This window comes from Ruegeria intermedia (assembly GCF_900129345.1).
Classification (GTDB): Bacteria; Pseudomonadota; Alphaproteobacteria; order Rhodobacterales; family Rhodobacteraceae; genus Ruegeria; species Ruegeria intermedia.
The window spans coordinates 25,694-42,763 of sequence record NZ_FQVK01000015.1 but is presented as its reverse complement, the minus strand read 5'-3'; the positions used below and the strand labels follow the sequence as shown (position 1 = coordinate 42,763).

16 protein-coding genes are annotated in these 17,070 nt (G+C 63.3%); 12 read left to right on the top strand and 4 right to left on the bottom strand.

All coding sequences use genetic code 11. The annotated features are described in order from the left end of the window. Nucleotides 1-30 precede the first annotated feature (30 nt). Nucleotides 31-498, top strand: coding sequence for an SRPBCC family protein (locus F3H26_RS11700; RefSeq protein ID WP_149776234.1), 468 nt, complete (start codon nucleotides 31-33; stop codon nucleotides 496-498). A gap of 20 nt (nucleotides 499-518) precedes the next feature. Here F3H26_RS11700 and F3H26_RS11695 read toward each other — a convergent pair whose 3' ends face one another. Next, on the bottom strand, nucleotides 519-1,352 hold the full coding sequence (locus F3H26_RS11695; RefSeq protein ID WP_149776233.1) for a prephenate dehydratase: 834 nt from the start codon (nucleotides 1,350-1,352) through the stop codon (nucleotides 519-521). Nucleotides 1,353-1,471: 119 nt separating this feature from the next. Between F3H26_RS11695 and F3H26_RS11690 the strand changes: the two genes are divergently transcribed. From F3H26_RS11690 to F3H26_RS11670, 5 genes are all read left to right on the top strand, one after another. Then, on the top strand, nucleotides 1,472-1,981 hold the full coding sequence (locus tag F3H26_RS11690) for a c-type cytochrome (protein ID WP_149776232.1): 510 nt from the start codon (nucleotides 1,472-1,474) through the stop codon (nucleotides 1,979-1,981). Nucleotides 1,982-2,150: 169 nt separating this feature from the next. Further along, nucleotides 2,151-4,061, top strand: a complete 1,911-nt coding sequence (locus F3H26_RS11685) for an extracellular solute-binding protein (RefSeq protein WP_149776231.1) — start codon at nucleotides 2,151-2,153, stop codon at nucleotides 4,059-4,061. A 1-nt stretch (nucleotide 4,062) separates the two neighbouring features. Beyond that, nucleotides 4,063-5,157: a microcin C ABC transporter permease YejB gene (locus F3H26_RS11680; protein ID WP_149776230.1), complete on the top strand. Its 1,095-nt coding sequence runs from the start codon at nucleotides 4,063-4,065 to the stop codon at nucleotides 5,155-5,157. Beyond that, nucleotides 5,158-6,264, top strand: coding sequence for an ABC transporter permease (locus F3H26_RS11675; RefSeq protein ID WP_149776229.1), 1,107 nt, complete (start codon nucleotides 5,158-5,160; stop codon nucleotides 6,262-6,264). Beyond that, nucleotides 6,261-7,838, top strand: coding sequence for an ABC transporter ATP-binding protein (locus F3H26_RS11670; RefSeq protein WP_149776228.1), 1,578 nt, complete (start codon nucleotides 6,261-6,263; stop codon nucleotides 7,836-7,838). Before F3H26_RS11675 ends, F3H26_RS11670 begins: the two co-directional genes overlap by 4 nt. Here F3H26_RS11670 and F3H26_RS11665 read toward each other — a convergent pair. Then, nucleotides 7,835-9,763, bottom strand: a complete 1,929-nt coding sequence (locus F3H26_RS11665) for an elongation factor G (protein ID WP_149776227.1) — start codon at nucleotides 9,761-9,763, stop codon at nucleotides 7,835-7,837. The two genes, F3H26_RS11670 and F3H26_RS11665, sit on opposite strands and share 4 nt — an antisense overlap. 212 nt (nucleotides 9,764-9,975) lie before the next feature. Further along, complete coding sequence (hemN, locus tag F3H26_RS11660) at nucleotides 9,976-11,331, bottom strand: oxygen-independent coproporphyrinogen III oxidase (RefSeq protein ID WP_149776226.1); 1,356 nt, start codon at nucleotides 11,329-11,331, stop codon at nucleotides 9,976-9,978. A gap of 61 nt (nucleotides 11,332-11,392) precedes the next feature. Between hemN and fnrL the strand changes: the two genes are divergently transcribed. Then, nucleotides 11,393-12,136, top strand: coding sequence for a transcriptional regulator FnrL (fnrL, locus tag F3H26_RS11655; RefSeq protein ID WP_149776225.1), 744 nt, complete (start codon nucleotides 11,393-11,395; stop codon nucleotides 12,134-12,136). 100 nt (nucleotides 12,137-12,236) lie between these two features. Then, nucleotides 12,237-12,491, top strand: coding sequence for a GlsB/YeaQ/YmgE family stress response membrane protein (locus tag F3H26_RS11650; RefSeq protein WP_149776224.1), 255 nt, complete (start codon nucleotides 12,237-12,239; stop codon nucleotides 12,489-12,491). Nucleotides 12,492-12,535: 44 nt separating this feature from the next. Here the strand turns inward: F3H26_RS11650 and F3H26_RS11645 are convergent, their stop codons facing one another. Then, complete coding sequence (locus F3H26_RS11645; protein ID WP_149776223.1) at nucleotides 12,536-13,375, bottom strand: universal stress protein; 840 nt, start codon at nucleotides 13,373-13,375, stop codon at nucleotides 12,536-12,538. Between the two features lie 195 nt (nucleotides 13,376-13,570). On the opposite strand from F3H26_RS11645, the gene ccoN reads away from it, so the two are divergent. Genes ccoN through ccoP form a run of 4 tightly spaced genes read left to right on the top strand, consistent with a single transcriptional unit; the run spans nucleotide 13,571 to nucleotide 16,978 of the window. After that, nucleotides 13,571-15,178 carry a cytochrome-c oxidase, cbb3-type subunit I gene (ccoN, locus tag F3H26_RS11640; RefSeq protein ID WP_149776222.1) on the top strand — a complete coding sequence of 536 codons (1,608 nt, stop codon included), beginning with the start codon at nucleotides 13,571-13,573 and terminating at the stop codon, nucleotides 15,176-15,178. A 14-nt stretch (nucleotides 15,179-15,192) separates the two neighbouring features. Further along, nucleotides 15,193-15,921 carry a cytochrome-c oxidase, cbb3-type subunit II gene (gene ccoO / locus F3H26_RS11635; protein ID WP_149776221.1) on the top strand — a complete coding sequence of 243 codons (729 nt, stop codon included), beginning with the start codon at nucleotides 15,193-15,195 and terminating at the stop codon, nucleotides 15,919-15,921. A gap of 11 nt (nucleotides 15,922-15,932) precedes the next feature. Further along, nucleotides 15,933-16,118, top strand: coding sequence for a cbb3-type cytochrome c oxidase subunit 3 (locus F3H26_RS11630; protein ID WP_149776220.1), 186 nt, complete (start codon nucleotides 15,933-15,935; stop codon nucleotides 16,116-16,118). Continuing rightward, on the top strand, nucleotides 16,115-16,978 hold the full coding sequence (gene ccoP, locus F3H26_RS11625; RefSeq protein WP_149776219.1) for a cytochrome-c oxidase, cbb3-type subunit III: 864 nt from the start codon (nucleotides 16,115-16,117) through the stop codon (nucleotides 16,976-16,978). The genes F3H26_RS11630 and ccoP overlap by 4 nt, the downstream gene beginning before the upstream one ends. Nucleotides 16,979-17,070: the final 92 nt, after the last annotated feature.

The window sequence follows — 17,070 nt, the reverse complement described above, 5'->3', positions numbered from 1 at the left end:
GGCAAAAAAGCTGAACGAACAGGGGCGTACATGCAGTTTTCGGCACAGGAAGACATTCAGGTCCCCATCTCGGACGTTTTCGAAATGGTCGCGGATTTCGGGCGATTCGAACGCATGGCCCTGCGGCGCGGGATCGAGGTGCGGCGGACCTTCGATACGCCTTCCCCCGGGGTCGGGGCCTGTTGGGATGCCGAGTTCAAGGTGCGCGGCCGAACGCGGCGCATGTCGGTCGAACTGGCCGAGTTCGAACGCCCGTCGCTGATGCGGTTCGTGGCCGCGGGCAAGGGTATGACCAGCCTGACCACGGTCGAGCTGTTGCCGCTGTCGCAGCGGCATACGCGGTTGTCCATCGAAATGTCGCTGGCCGCCCAGACGTTGCCCGCGCGGCTTTTGCTGCAATCATTCAAGCTGGGAAAAACGAGGTTTCGCCGCCAGTTCCAGCTGCGGCTGGGTGATTTCGCCCGCGAAATGGAAGCCCGGTACGCGCACGGGGGCTGACGCCGCCCGGTCGCAAGTCTCTAGCCCCGGGGCCGCGCGGCGGGATAGACCCCAAGAATCTCCACATTCGTGGTGAAATGCTGCAACTCGTCCATCGCCAGCTGCACGTTGCGGTCGTCGGGATGGCCGACGATGTCGGCATAGAACTGCGTCGCCGTGAAGGAACCGTCGACCATGTAGCTTTCCAGCTTGGTCATGTTGATGCCGTTCGTCGCGAACCCGCCAAGTGCCTTGTACAGCGCCGCCGGGATGTTGCGCACCTGGAAGACGAAGCTGGTGATCATGCCGTGTGCACCCCGGCGCGTCTCGTCCACCTCGCGCGACATGACCAGGAACCGGGTGGTGTTGTCGTCATTGTCCTCGATATGACGGGCCAGAACGTTCAGGCCATAAATCTCGCCCGCCAGTTCGCTGGCCAGGGCCGCCGAGTGCTTGTCACCGGCCTCGGCGACCTCGCGTGCGGCGCGGGCGTTGTCGGGGCTGACCCGGCCCCGGATGCCGTGTTCCTGCAGAAAGCCCGCGCATTGCGGCAGCAGAACCAGGTGCGAATGCGCCTCGGTGATGTCGTCAAGCGTTGCGCCGGGGATCGCCAGCAGATTGATGTGCACGCGCACGAAGGCCTCGTCGATGATGTGCAGCCCGCTGTGTGGCAGCAGACGGTGGATGTCGGCGACGCGGCCATAGGTGGTGTTCTCGACCGGCAGCATCGCCAGGTCGGCCTGGCCCGACCGGACCGATTCGATCACGTCCTCGAAGGTGCGGCAGGGCAGCGGCTCCATGTCGGGGCGGGCCATGCGGCAGGCTTCGTGGCTGTAGGCGCCGGGTTCGCCCTGAAATGCGATGCGATTGGTCATATGGTCGATTCCGTGCAACAAGTTACAGAATTGGGCGTTTGGTCGCGGTGTCTATACCTTGCCTCTTGCAAGGGGAAGCCTTAGACACCCCGCAGACAGCTGAAATGGACTCGCGATCAATGTTTGACACGATGACAGTTACCAAGGCCGCAGCCGGCCTGTTTGGTGCCTTTCTTATCTTCCTCCTGGCGAAATGGGGGGCTGACGTTCTGTATAGCACGGACGCGCATGGTGAAATGGCCGCCTATGTGATCGAAACGGAAAGCGCCGGCGAAAGCGCGGATGGCGAAGAGGTGGTCTTTGCCGATCTGCTGGCCGCGGCCGATCCGGAAAAGGGCGCCAAGGTGTTCCGCAAATGCTCGGCCTGCCACAAGCTGGAAAAGGGCGCGAACGGCACCGGCCCGTACCTGTACGGCGTCGTGAATCGTCCGGTCGCATCGGCCGAAGGGTTCGGCGGGTATTCCGCCGCGATGCAGTCGCATGGCGGCAACTGGACGCCCGAGGAACTGGACGCGTTCCTGGCCAACCCGAAAGGCTATATCCAAGGCACGTCGATGAGCTTTGCAGGCCTGAAGAAACCGGAAGACCGTGCCAATCTGATCGCCTATCTGCAGACGATCGGCGGCTGATAGGTCAGGGTCCGAGACTTGCGAAAGCCGCTGCCGATGCGCAGCGGCTTTTTCGTCTCAATAAATCTTCACAAAGCGCTCACGCAGTCTAAACTTGCAACTGCCATCGCTGGCCCGTTAGTTAGCGTGGACAGACATGGAACCGAGACGAACGCGAAGGATGACCTGCATGAAACCCGTTTTGCCCGGCGCGCGTGTACTGAGTATTCGGCATTGGGCGACAGCGTTGGGGCTTTCGGCGGCGATCATGGCGGTGCAGGCTGTCCCGGCCACGGCCGATGAGGGCGACATCATCCGCAGCCACGGCTATTCTTATTTCGGCAATCTCGACTATCCGGCTGATTATACGCACCTGAACTATGTGAATCCCGACGCGCCCAAAGGGGGCGAGCTGTCGCTGGCGGCGTCGGGGACGTTCGATTCGCTCAACCCCTATTCCCGCAAGGGGCGGGCCGGTGCGCTGACCACGTTGCAATACGACCGGTTGATCGAAAGCACCGATGACAGCGTTGGCCAGTATTACGGTGTGCTGGCCGAAAGCCTAGAATACGACGCCGACCGCAACTGGGTCATCTTCCATCTGCGCCCCGAGGCGACCTTCTGGGACGGCACGCCGGTCACGGCCGAGGACGTCGTCTACAGCCATCGCCTGTTCATCGAGCAGGGCCTGCCATCCTATGCGCAGGCCGTGGGCCGCATGGTCACCGGCGCCGAGGCACTGGACACCCATACGGTGAAATTCACCTTCAACCCGGACCTGACCGCGCGCAGCCGGATCGAGACGGTGGGGTCCACCCCGGTGTTTTCCAAGGCCTGGTTCGAGGCCGACCCGTCGCGCCGCCTGGACGAGCCGCGGCTGGAGGTCGCCGTGGGGTCGGGGCCCTACAAGCTGGACAGTTACGACATCAACCGGCGCATCGTCTACAAGCGGCGCGACGACTATTGGGGCAAGGACCTGCCGTTCAACAAGGGCCGGTTCAACTATGACAGCATCCGGGTCGAGTATTTCGCGGATCAGACCGCGGCCTTCGAGGCGTTCAAGGCCGGCGAATACACGTTCCGCATCGAAAGCGACCCCAAACTGTGGGCGACCGGGTATGATTTTCCCAAGGTCGCGCAGGGCTATGTGGTGAAGGATGCGATCCCAGACGGCAGCCCGCCGACACCTTCGGGTTTCGTGTTCAATCTGGCGCGCCCCCAATTCGCCGACAAGAATGTGCGCAAGGCGCTGGCGCTGGCGTTCAATTTCGAATGGGCCAATGAATCGCTTCTGTACGGCCTGAACTCGCCGCGCGATTCCTTCATCGAGGGCACCCCGCTCGAGGCGAAGGATGTCCCGCAGGGGGCCGAGCTGGAGTTTCTGAAATCGCTGGGCGACGTGGTGCCGCCGGAACTGCTGACCCAGCCGGTGGAAACGGTGCATCAATCGAACCCGGCGCGGCTGAACGACCGGCGCAACCTGCGCAAGGCCGCGAAGCTGCTGGACGAGGCCGGATGGCCCGTGGGTGAAGGCAACGTGCGCCGCAATGCCCAAGGCCAGACCCTACGGGTGAACATCCCGTACCCGTCGAACCTGCCGACCTCGACGGCCACGATGATCGAGACCTTCGTGCAGAACCTGCAGGCCATCGGCGTGGACGCGACGGCGGAAAAGGTCGACCCGGCGCAATACACGCTGCGCAGCCGCGAACGTGACTATGACATGGTGTATTCCACCCGTTATGGCGCGTTCCTGTCCACCGGCGGCGGGCTGAGCCAGATGTACGGCTCGAAAGAGGCCGCGTTCAGCCTGTTCAACCCGGCCGGCCTTGTCAGCCCCCTGGTGGACGCCATCATCGAGGCGTCTTTCGCCACGACCAACCAGACCGAACAGGACGCGGCGCTGATGGCGCTTGACCGTGCCCTGCGCTACGAGTTCTTCATCATTCCCGACGGGTATATCGCGGAATACTGGACGGCCTACTACGACATGTATGAATATCCCGAACAGCTGCCGCCCTATTCGCTGGGCTATCTGGATCTGTGGTGGATCAATCCCGAGAAAGAGGCGGCCCTGAAAGCGGAAGGCGCGTTGCGGTAACATGGGCGCCTATATTCTTCGACGCCTGTTGCTGGTCATCCCGACCCTTCTGGGCATCATGATCGTCAACTTCACGCTGGTGCAGTTCGTGCCGGGCGGCCCGATCGAACAGATCATCGCCCAGATCGAAGGGCAGGGCGATGTGTTCGCGGGCTTTGCCGGATCGGGCGACGCCGGGGCAGGGGCCGAACCCGGCGGCGGCGTTTTCGATGACAAATACGTGGGCGCCCGCGGGTTGCCGCCGGAATTCATCGCCGAACTGGAGAAAGAGTTCGGGTTCGACAAACCGCCGGTCGAGCGGTTCCTGACCATGATGGGCAACTATCTGACGCTGGATTTCGGCGAAAGCTACTTCCGCTCGGTGTCCGTGATCGACCTGGTGCTGGAAAAGATGCCGGTGTCCATCTCGCTGGGCTTGTGGTCGACGCTGATCGCCTATCTGGTCTCGATCCCGCTGGGCATCCGCAAGGCGGTCAAGGATGGGTCGCGCTTTGACACCTGGACCAGCGCGGCCATCATCGTGGCCTATGCCATTCCGGGCTTCCTGTTCGCGATCCTGCTGCTGGTGCTGTTTGCGGGCGGGTCCTACTGGCAGATCTTCCCGCTGCGCGGGCTGACCTCGGACAATTGGGAGGAGTTGAGCCTGCTGGGCAAGGTGGCCGACTATTTCTGGCACATCACGCTGCCGACCATCGCGCTGACGATCTCGGCCTTTGCCACGCTGACGCTGCTGACCAAGAATTCGTTTCTGGACGAGATCAAGAAGCAATACGTCATGACCGCCCGCGCCAAGGGGCTGAGTGAACGGCGGGTGCTGTACGGCCACGTGTTCCGCAACGCGATGCTGATCGTGATCGCCGGCTTTCCGGCGGTGTTCATCGGCGTGTTCTTCGGCGGGTCGATCATCATCGAGACGATCTTCTCGCTGGATGGTCTGGGCCGTCTGGGCTTTGAGGCCGCGGTGGCGCGCGACTATCCGGTGATCTTCGGGACGCTGTTCATTTTCGGCCTGCTCGGGTTGATCGTCGGCATCATCAGCGACCTGATGTATGTGCTGGTCGATCCGCGCATCGATTTCGAGAAACGCGAGGGGTAGATGGCACTTTCTCCTCTGAACCAGCGCCGCTGGCGCAATTTCTGCCGCAACCGCCGGGCCTTTTGGTCGCTGATCATCTTTTCGGTGCTGTTCGGCCTGTCGCTGTTCGCGGAATTCATCGCCAATGACAAACCGATCCTGGTGAAGTACCGGGGCGAGTTCTACACGCCCATTTTCAATTTCTACGCCGAGACCGAGTTCGGCGGCGACTTCCAGACCGAGGCGATCTATCGCGACCCCGAGGTCCGCTGCCTGATCGACAGCGGCGGGCTGGAGGAGTGTTTCGACGATCCCGAAGGCATCATCGAGCAGATCGAGGCGGGAACCTTCCAGGCCGAAGGGTTCGAGCGCGGCTGGGCGATCTGGCCGCCGATCCCCTATTCCTACAACACCAGCGTCGACCGTCCCGGCGCCGCGCCTCTGCCGCCCAACGGGCAGAACCTGCTGGGCACCGACGACACCAAGCGCGACGTTCTGGCGCGTGTCATCTACGGCTTCCGCCTGTCGATCCTGTTCACCCTGATCGTCACCGGCGCGGCCAGTCTGATCGGCATATTCGCCGGCGCGCTGCAGGGCTTTTTCGGCGGCTGGCTGGATTTGATCTTCCAGCGCATCATCGAGATCTGGTCGGCGACGCCCTCGCTTTACGTCATCATCATCATGTTCGCGGTGCTGGGGCGCAGCTTCTGGCTGCTGGTGTTCCTGATGATCCTGTTCTCGTGGACGGGTCTGGTGGGCGTGGTACGGGCCGAGTTCCTGCGCGCCCGCAACCTGGAGTACGTACGCGCGGCCAAGGCGCTGGGCGTGGGCAACCTTACCATCATGTTCCGTCACATGCTGCCCAACGCGATGGTGGCCACGCTGACCTTCATGCCCTTCATCGTGACCGGCACGATCGGGGGGCTGGCCAGCCTCGATTTTCTGGGCTTCGGTCTGCCGTCCTCGGCGCCCTCGCTGGGTGAATTGACCCTGCAGGCCAAGCAGAACCTGCAGGCCCCATGGCTGGCCTTCACCGCCTTTTTCACCTTTGCCATCATGCTGTCGCTGCTGGTCTTCATCTTCGAAGGCGTGCGTGACGCGTTCGACCCGCGAAAGACCTTCTCATGAGCTTGCTGGATGTGAAAAACCTCAGGGTCTCGTTCCGCCAGGACGGGCAGGTGACCACGGCGGTTCGGGGCGTGTCGTTCCACGTCGATCGCGGGGAAACCGTGGCGCTGGTCGGCGAATCCGGCTCGGGCAAATCGGTCACCGCGCTGTCGACCGTGTCGCTGCTGGGCGACAGCGCGATCGTCGAAGGGTCGGTCACCTATGACGGGCAAGAGATGATCGGCGCATCCGAGCAGCGCCTGATGGATGTGCGCGGAAACGACATCAGCTTCATCTTTCAAGAGCCGATGACCTCGCTGAACCCGCTGCACACGATCCAGAAGCAGATGGCGGAATCTCTGGCCCTGCACCAGGGTCTGACGGGCGACGCGGCGCGCGCCCGGATCGTCGAGCTGCTGACCAAGGTCGGCATCCGCGACCCCGAGGAACGGCTGGACGCCTATCCCCATCAGCTGTCCGGCGGACAGCGGCAGCGGGTGATGATCGCCATGGCGCTGGCCAATCAGCCCGACATCCTGATCGCAGACGAGCCGACCACCGCGCTGGACGTGACCATTCAAGCGCAGATCCTCGAACTGCTGGCCGAGCTGCAGAAATCGGAAAACATGGGGATGCTGTTCATCACCCATGATCTGGGCATCGTGCGGCGCATCGCCGACCGGGTCTGCGTGATGAAGGATGGCGAGATCGTCGAGACCGGCCCCGTGGCCGAGATCTTCGACAACCCTCAGCACCCTTATACCCGCAAGCTGCTGGCGGCCGAACCAAAAGGCATTCCCGACCCGATCGACCCCGCGGCCGAAGAAGTGGCCCGGACCGAGCATCTGAAGGTCTGGTTCCCGATCCAGCGCGGGTTCCTGAAACGCACGGTCGGCTATGTGAAGGCGGTGAACGACGCCTCGTTCAGCGTGCGGGCGGGCGAGACCGTGGGGATCGTGGGCGAAAGCGGCTCGGGCAAAACCACGCTGGCGCTGGCGATCATGCGGCTGATCGCCTCCGAGGGCGCGATCACCTTCCGCGGGCAGGATGTGCGCCGCTGGTCCACGCGTGAACTGCGCCGCCTGCGCAAGGACATGCAGATCGTGTTTCAGGACCCGTTCGGCAGCCTCAGCCCGCGTATGACCTGCCAGCAGATCATCGCCGAGGGTCTGGCGATCCACAAGGTCGACCCGCACCGCGCCCCGCGCGAGCTGGTGGCCGAGGTGATGACCGAAGTGGGCCTGGACCCGGCGGCGATGGACCGCTATCCGCACGAATTCTCGGGCGGGCAACGCCAGCGCATCGCGATCGCCCGCGCCATGGTGCTGCGGCCCAAGCTGCTGGTGCTGGATGAACCCACCAGTGCGTTGGACATGACGGTTCAGGTGCAGATCGTCGAATTGCTGCGCGACCTGCAGAAGAAATATGGGCTGGCCTACCTGTTCATCAGCCACGACCTGAAGGTGGTGCGGGCGATGTCACACAAGGTGATCGTCATGCGCAACGGAGACGTGGTCGAGATGGGCGCTGCCGAAGACCTGTTCGTCAACGCCCAGGATGACTATACCCGCGAACTGATCGCGGCAGCGGGTTAGGCGTTGGCCGCTTCACGCGCCGCTGATTTCGGCACCGGGCCGCGCAGCTCTTCATAGTGGTCGAACTGCAGCTTGACCCAGCCGGTCCCGCGCGAGGCGCTGGCCAGCGTGCGATGCAGTTCGTCCTCGGCCACGGCGGGCAGCTGGGCGTTGAAGATCTCCCAGCCCGGCGCGTTCGGGTTGCCCTCGAACCCCAGAACCTGCCCCTGAAGCGAGCTGATCGTGGGCACCAGATCGCCCACGAAGGCAGACGGAACGTGAATCTCGGCGTTCAGGATCGGCTGCAACACGACGGGCTTGGCCTGTGGCAAGGCCTCGCGCACGGCGTTTTTTCCGGCCGTCCGGAAGGCAAAATCGGAACTGTCCACGTTGTGATGCTTGCCGTCATGCAGCGTGACCTTCACATCCACCACCGGAAAGCCCTCGGGACCCTGCGCCAACGCATCGACCGCGCCTTGTTCGACCGAGGGGATATAGTTCTTGGGCACCGCGCCGCCCTTGACCACCTCGTCGAATTGAAAACCCGATCCGCGCGGCAGCGGCGCGACCGAGATCACCACATCGGCGAACTGCCCCGCGCCGCCGGATTGCTTGCGGTGGCGGTGCCGGTGTTCGACCGTGGCGCGGATGGTCTCGCGATAGGCGGTCTCGACCGGAGAGGTTTCGATCTCGATCCCGAAATCCTCGGCCAGCTTGGCGACCACCCGGCGCATGTGCTGCGGCCCTTGGGAACCGAGAACGGCGTGGCCGCTCAGCTCGTCCTGTTCCAGCGTCAGGCCGGGGTCGATCTCGACCAGCCGGGACAGCGCGTTGGACAGGCGCACGTCGTCGCGCTCATGGGCCGGCGACACCACCTGCCGATAGGCGACCGGATGCGCCGTGGCCCAGTCCGGCAGCGGCGTGAAGCCGCTGCTGTCATAGATGTTGCCGGGGTTGAGGTGATCGGATTTCACCGCCAGCCCGATCTCGCCGGCCTTCAGCCCGTCGATCTGGGTCTTGGCGTCCAGCGCGGTCAGGTTGCCAACGGTTTCGCCGCCCAGCGGGTCATGCGCCTTGATCCCGTCGCCCAGCCCCCGCAGGACGATGATCTTGCCGATGTGCTTCTTGACGTCGGCAAAGCCTGCGATGGCGCGGGCGGCCTCGGGCGCCGCGTCGCGGTCGGCGGCGATGTCGAATTCGGGTGCCTCGTGCCGCAGGGCCTTCATCAGGCGGGTCAGCCCGTTGCCATGGCCGGCCGCGCCCAGACAGGCCGGGATCAACTGGTGGTTCTGCAAGACCTGCGCGGCCAGGTCATAGATCTCGGCGCTGGGCGGCTGCTTGTCCTCGATCAGCTGCTCAAGCAGGTGGTCGTCGAAATCCGACAGGGTTTCGAGCAGCTCGGTGCGGGCTTCGGCCTCGCGATCGGCCACCGATTGCGGCAGTTCGATCAGCGCCGAGGGCTGACCTTCCTGATATTTCCACGCGCGCTCCGAGATCAGGTCGACGGCGCCGACGATGGTTTCGCCTTCACGGATCGGCACCTGCCGCAGGGTGATGTGATGGCTGCAATAGGTCTGCAGCGCGGCGACGATGTCGCGGATGCGGCCGTTGGGGTTGTCCATCCGGTTGATGAACAGAAAGCAGGGAATGCCCGCCTCCTCGACCAGCCGCAGATAGGGGGCGCACAGAACCGCCGCGTCCGGGTCCGGCGGAACAACCACCACCGCCGCGTCGGAAATGGCCATGGCGGGCCCGGCATAGGCCAGCGCATCGCCCCCGCCATCCACGTCGATCGCGCACCACGGTTCGTCCAGATAAGAAAAACCGTGCAGATGCACGGTTCCGGACAGGTCGAATGTGGTGGGCCGGCCATCTAGGCGACTGATGGCCTCGACCAGTGTTGTCTTGCCCGATTGGCTGGGGCCGAGGACGGTGAAAACGCGCATGGGTGCTGTCCCTTCGTCAAGTTGCAGAGTGGCTGCACGAAAGGAGCTGTCGAACGCGGATGCGCCGGCGAGTCTGTCTGAATGTCGGCCTGCCTCGGCGTCGGGCGGCCTGCCGCCCGCCTTCCGAGTGTGGGGAAAACCCACCGCGCGCGTCAACCCCCCTCGCTTTTCGTGTTGTGGCGACTGGCCGGCTTGCGGCCTGCCGCCTGTCGTCAGATCGCCGAGCTGTGGCCGGCCTTGCTCAGGTCATAGGCGTCGAAGGTGCGGGCGATCATCCGGGTCAAGGAGCGCGCTTCGGGCGGGATGAACAGCCCGTCATCGGTAATCTGCAGCAACCCGTCGAAGGCGTCATTGGCGCGCTGGTACATCGCCGTCAGCTCGGCCGCCGAGATGTCGTGGTCGCGCAGGATCTCGGCCGTGTCGATTCGGAAGTCGCACATCAGGGCCTCGATCAAACGGGCGCGCAGAATATCCTGATCCTTGAACAGATGCCCGCGCGAGGTCGAGAACCGGCCTTCGCGCACCGCTTTGGTGTGCACCGACGTGGCGGGCGCGTTCTGCGCGTATCCCTGCGGGAAGCGCGAGATCGAGCTGGCGCCGACGCCGATCAGAACCTCGGCCTGGTCGTCGGTATAGCCCTGGAAGTTGCGTTTCAGCCGCCCGGTCTTCAGCGCGTGGGTCAGCCCGTCATCCTTGGTGGCGAAATGGTCGATGCCGATTTCTTCGTAGTTGTCCCACAGGAACAGACGGCGAGCGGTGTCGAACAGCTCCAGCCGCTGTTCCGGCGTCGGCAGGGCGTCGGACGGGATCAGCTGCTGGCGTTTCGCCATCCACGGCACATGGGCATAGCCATACAGCGCCACCCGGTCGGGGCTGAGCGACAGCAGCTTCTGCACGCTTTCGGTCATCCGCGCCTTGGTCTGGTGCGGCAGCCCGTACAGGATGTCAGCGTTCAGGCTGGGCACGCCGCGCGCGCGGATCATGTCGATCGCCTCGCGGGTGGTGTCATAGCTCTGGATGCGCCCGATCGTCTTCTGGATCTCGTCGTCGAAATCCTGAACCCCGATCGAAGCGCGGTTCATCCCGGCTTCGGCCAGCGCATCCAGACGGGCGGCGTCCACCTCGTTGGGGTCGATCTCGACCGAGAATTCCGCGTCGGGTCCAAGTGGGACGATGCCCAGAATATGCGCGGCCAGTTCGCGCATCAGGTCGGGGTTCAGCAGCGTGGGCGTGCCCCCGCCCCAGTGCAGGCGCGACAGGGTCACCCCGCTGGGCAGGCGCGCGGCCAGCAGGTCCAGCTCGGCCTTGAGGACATCGACATAGGCGATGACCGGGTTGTCGGTTTGGGTGCCCTGGGTGCGGCAGGCGCAGAACCAGCACAGCCGCCGGCAGAACGGCACATGTACATAGAGCGAGATCGAACTGCCCGGCCGGATGGCGGAGATCCAGTCGCCGAACATGTCGGGCCCCACGTCATTGCTGAAGTGGGGGGCGGTCGGATAGCTGGTATAACGCGGTACCTTCGCGTCAAATAGTCCGAGCTTTGCCAATTGAGGTTTTACTATCATGACGACACCGGTATAGGCTCGGGGATCAGAAAACCTTGACCGAGATCAAGTGGACGCGCGCATGACCCTGAACACTCTCGTCGATCATTCGAACTGCGAAGACTGCCCGATTCGCCATCGGGCGGTATGCGCGCGCTGTGATGCGGATGAACTGATCGCGCTGGAAGAGATCAAGTATTACCGCAGCTTCGAGGCGGGGCAGACGATCATCTGGTCGGGCGACCAGATGAATTTCGTCGGCTCGGTCGTGTCCGGGATCGCGACCCTGACACAGACGATGGAGGACGGACGCACCCAGATGGTGGGCCTGCTGCTGCCCAGCGATTTCGTGGGCCGCCCGGGGCGCGATTCGGCAGCTTATGACGTGGTGGCCACGACCGACGTGGTCATGTGCTGTTTCCGCAAGAAACCGTTCGAAGACCTGATGAACAGCACGCCGCATATCGCGCAACGCCTGCTGCAGATGACGCTGGACGAGTTGGACGCGGCGCGTGAATGGATGCTGGTCCTGGGCCGCAAGACCGCGCGCGAGAAGATCGCCAGCCTGTTGTCGATCATCGCCCGCCGGGACGCCTCGGTCAGCCAAAAGGGGCTTTCGGGGCCGATCGTGTTCGATCTGCCGCTGACGCGCGAGGCGATGGCCGACTATCTGGGCCTGACGCTGGAAACGGTCAGCCGTCAGATCTCGGCGCTGAAAAAGGACAAGGTGATCCTGTTGGAGGGCAAGCGTCACGTCACCGTGCCGGATATCGGGCGCCTGATGGAGGAAGCCGGCGACGATGCCGATGGCGGCTTTCTGGTCTGACCGCTGACCTGACAAGACAGTGTCCGGCGATCTTGGCGCGTGACGCCAAGGCGCGTCCGTGCTCTAACCAAGGGGCATCAACCCAAGTCAGGGAGCGGTCATGGAATTCAGCAGTGTTTTCGCGATGGTATTCGTCGGCGCGATTGCCGGGTGGCTGTCGGGCAAGATCATGTCCGGCCGCGGGTTCGGCCTGATCGGCAACATCATCGTCGGTGTCGTCGGGGCGTTCCTGGCGGGGACGATCTTTCCGGCGCTTGGATTTTCCGTAGGCGGCGGGGTTTTCTCGTCGATTTTCTTCGCCACGATCGGGGCGGTGATCCTTTTGTTCCTGATCGGCCTGATCAAGAAGGTCTGAGTCGGAAGGCCGCCCCGACCCGAGGCGGCCGACCCTGTTTCCCGTCAATGCGCCATGAAAACCGGCACGGCGGATTTTTCCAGCATGTTGCGCGTGGCGCCGCCCAGAATGGCCTCGCGGAAGCGGGAATGCCCGTAGGCCCCCATGACGATCATGTCGGCCGCGGTGTCCTCGGCGTGGCGGTTCAGAATGTCCGACACGCGGGTCATCGTCTTGCTGAGCACGTCGATTTCGCATTTCACACCGTGCCGGGCCAGCATTTGCGACAGTAGGCCGCCCGGGTCCGACCGGTCCGGGCCGTGGGCCGGCGGGTCGATCACGACGATCCGGGTCAGATCCGCCGCCATCAGGAACGGCAGGGCGAACCGGATGGCGCGCATCGCCTCGACGCTTTCGTTCCATCCGATCAGAACGGTGCGCGGCCGAGACACGATTTCCGCGTCATCCGGCACCACCAGAACCGGGGCGTGCCCGTCGAACATCGCGGCCTCGACGATCGGCTCGGCCTCGGCGCCCCGGCCTTCGCCATAGGGTTGCGGCAGCACCACCAGATCCGAGAACCGGGCCCGGTGGGCGACATGCCGGCCCAGATCCGCGATCTGCGCCACGCCGCTTTCGGCTGACCAGCGCACGCCGGACTTGCCCAGGAATTCCTCGGCGAATTTCAGGTTTTCGTCCGCCTCGGCATTGGCCCGGTTCAGGGTTTCCTGCAGGATCAACGCGTTGGCCCCTGCATAATAGTACCCGGTCTGGCTGCGATCGACGCCCAGACACAGCGCTTCGGCATGGCCATCCTGCGCTTCGGCCAAAGCGGCCATCTGCTCCAGCGCCTTCTTTGCGAATTTTGTTTCCGTCACGACTGAGAGAAGCGATTTGTAAGCCATCTTGACCTCATTGTTCCATTGCCCGGTGCGACAGTTTCGGGCCGGCCATTCATTTGGTTATGCGTGTCACAGTTTTCGCTCTATTGTCTTGATGCAGATCAAAGCAGTACAGCCCGCGGTTGGCCGATACAGCGGGCAGTCAGAAAAGCCGCGCACGGCAAAAGAATCGCGTGCGGCATGGCAAAGGGACGCAATATGTCGAATTACATCAAGCTGATCGCGCTTGGCCTGGTCACGCTGTTCGCAGCGATCGGGACCAACTATGCGCGGGATTTGGCGTATCAGGTACATGCGATACTGGTGATGCTGATCGCCGGTGGCCTGTTCATCTGGACGCTTCGCAACACCGACGAGCCCGACATTCTTGTCGATCGCTCGGGGGAATACATGGACGGCGTGATCCGCTATGGCGTGATCGCAACCGCCTTTTGGGGCGTCGTTGGATTCCTCGCTGGTACGTTCATCGCATTTCAACTGGCTTTCCCGGTGCTCAATTTCGAATGGGCCGAGGGATACCTGAACTTTGGCCGTCTGCGTCCGCTGCACACCTCGGCCGTGATCTTCGCCTTTGGCGGCAACGCACTGATCGCCACGTCCTTCTACGTGGTGCAACGTACCAGCGCGGCGCGGCTGTGGGGCGGAAACCTGGCGTGGTTCGTGTTCTGGGGCTATCAGCTGTTCATCGTGCTGGCGGCGACCGGATATGTGCTGGGCGGGACCCAGTCCAAGGAATATGCCGAGCCTGAATGGTATGTGGATCTGTGGCTGACCATCGTCTGGGTGGCCTATCTGGCCGTGTTCCTGGGCACGATCGTGAAGCGGAAAGAGCCGCATATCTACGTGGCCAACTGGTTCTACCTGTCCTTCATCGTGACCGTCGCGATGCTGCACCTGGTCAACAACATGACCCTGCCGGTCAGCATCTGGGGCTCGAAATCGGTGATCGTCTGGTCGGGCGTTCAGGACGCCATGATCCAGTGGTGGTACGGCCACAACGCCGTGGGCTTCTTCCTGACCGCAGGCTTCCTGGGCATGATGTACTATTTCATCCCGAAACAGGCCGAACGCCCCGTGTTCAGCTACAAGCTGTCGATCATCCACTTCTGGGCGCTGATCTTCCTGTATATCTGGGCCGGTCCGCACCACCTGCACTATACCGCGCTGCCTGACTGGGCCTCGACCTTGGGCATGGTGTTCTCGGTCGTGCTGTGGATGCCCTCGTGGGGTGGCATGATCAACGGCCTGATGACGCTGTCGGGCGCGTGGGACAAGCTGCGCACCGACCCGATCATCCGCATGATGGTCATCTCGGTGGGCTTCTACGGCATGTCCACCTTCGAAGGCCCGATGATGTCGATCCGCGCGGTGAACTCGCTGTCGCACTACACCGACTGGACCATCGGCCACGTGCACTCGGGCGCGCTGGGCTGGAACGGCATGATCACCTTTGGTGCGCTGTACTTCCTGGTGCCCGTCCTGTGGAAGCGCGAGCGTCTGTACTCGCTGCAGATGGTCAGCTGGCACTTCTGGCTCGCCACCATCGGCATCGTGCTCTACGCCGCGTCGATGTGGGTGACTGGCATCATGGAAGGCCTGATGTGGCGTGAAGTGGACGCAAACGGCTTCCTGGTGAACTCGTTCGCCGACACCGTGGCCGCCAAGTTCCCGATGTACGTGGTACGTGCGCTGGGCGGCGTTCTGTACGTCGCGGGTGCGGTGATCATGTGCTACAACCTGTGGATGACCGTCCGTCGGGCGCCGGCCAAAGAGGCCAGCCTGACCGTCGCGGTCCCGGCTGAATAAGGAGGGCCGGAGCAATGGCAATTCTCGACAAACACAAGATCCTCGAGACCAACGCGTCCCTCCTGCTGATCTTCAGCTTTCTGGTCGTGACCATCGGTGGCATCGTGCAGATCACGCCTCTGTTCTACCTTGAGAACACCATCGAGAAGGTGGAGGGCATGCGGCCCTACACCCCTCTCGAAATGGCGGGGCGTGAAATCTACATCCGCGAAGGCTGCTATGTCTGCCACAGCCAGATGATCCGCCCGATGCGGGACGAGGTCGAGCGCTATGGCCACTACTCGCTGGCGGCCGAGTCGATGTATGACCACCCGTTCCAGTGGGGGTCCAAGCGGACCGGTCCCGATCTGGCCCGCGTGGGCGGCCGGTATTCGGACCAGTGGCATGTGGACCATCTGCGTGATCCGCAATCGGTGGTGCCGGAATCGGTGATGCCGAAATACGGCTTCCTCGAACGGCGCAAGCTGGACGGAAAGTATATCGGCGACATCATGGCGGCGAACGCCGCGGTCGGAACGCCCTATACCGACGAGATGCTGGAGAACGCCGAGGCCGATTTCCGCGCCCAGGCCGATCCGGACAGCGACTATGACGGTCTGCTGGAACGCTATGGCGACAAGGTGAACGTGCGCAACTTTGACGGCCAGCCCGAGCTGACCGAAGCGGATGCGCTGATCGCCTATCTGCAGATGCTGGGAACGCTGGTCGATTTCTCGACTTTCACCCCGGTCGCCAGCCGCTGACGGAGGGTGTGATGGAAGAGTACACAATTCTAAGGCAATTCGCCGACAGTTGGATGCTGCTGGTCCTGTTCGCCTTCTTCATCGGCGTCGTGATCTGGGTTTTCCGCCCCGGCGCCACGAAGGAATACAAGGACACCGCAAACATTCCCTTCCGGCATCAAGACAAACCCGCCACATCCGAGGAGGCGCGGAAATGAGCAAGACACCTGAAAAACAGCCGGGTGATCCCAAGACGACGGGCCACAGCTGGGACGGGATCGAGGAATTCGACAACCCGATGCCGCGCTGGTGGTTGTGGACCTTCTACGCCACGATAGTCTGGGGCGTGATCTACACGATCCTGTACCCGGCCTGGCCGTTGGTGCAGTCGGCGACCGCCGGTGTGCTGGGCTGGTCCACGCGGGCCAACGTCCAGCAGGAAATCGTCGAGTTCGAAGAGCGCAACGCCCCGCTGAACGCAGCCCTGGTCGCGACTCCGCTCGAGGATATCTCGAAGGACCCCAACCTGCAGCAATACGCGGTCAACGCAGGCGGCGCGGTCTTCCGCACCTGGTGCGCGCAGTGCCACGGTTCGGGCGCGCAGGGGGCCAAAGGCTTCCCCAACCTGCTTGACGACGCCTGGCTGTGGGGCGGCACCCTCGAGGACATCGTCCACACCGTTGCACACGGTATTCGGAACGAGGAAAGCGACGAAGCCCGCTATTCCGAGATGCCGGCCTTCGGTGAAATCCTCGAGCCCGAGGAAATCTCCCAGGTCGTCCAGTACGTGATGTCGCTGAGCGGCGCCCAGACCGATGATGCGGCGGCGCAGGCCGGCAAGGTCGTGTTCGAGGACAACTGCGCGGCCTGCCATGGCGAGGACGGCAAGGGCGACGTGACCCAAGGCGCTCCGAACCTGACCGATGCGATCTGGTTGTATGGCGGGGATGAAAAGACCCTGACCGAGACCGTGACCTACAGCCGGTTCGGCGTGATGCCCGCCTGGCAGAACCGCCTGACCGAAGCGCAGATCCGTGCGGTTTCCGCCTATGTCCACCAATTGGGTGGTGGTCAGTAGATACACGAACACCTTAGGGCGGTTCGCCGCCCGAAGGCCAAGGTGCCGGCTGTTCCATCTGTTCGCGCGTTTCCTGAACAGCCGGCACCGCA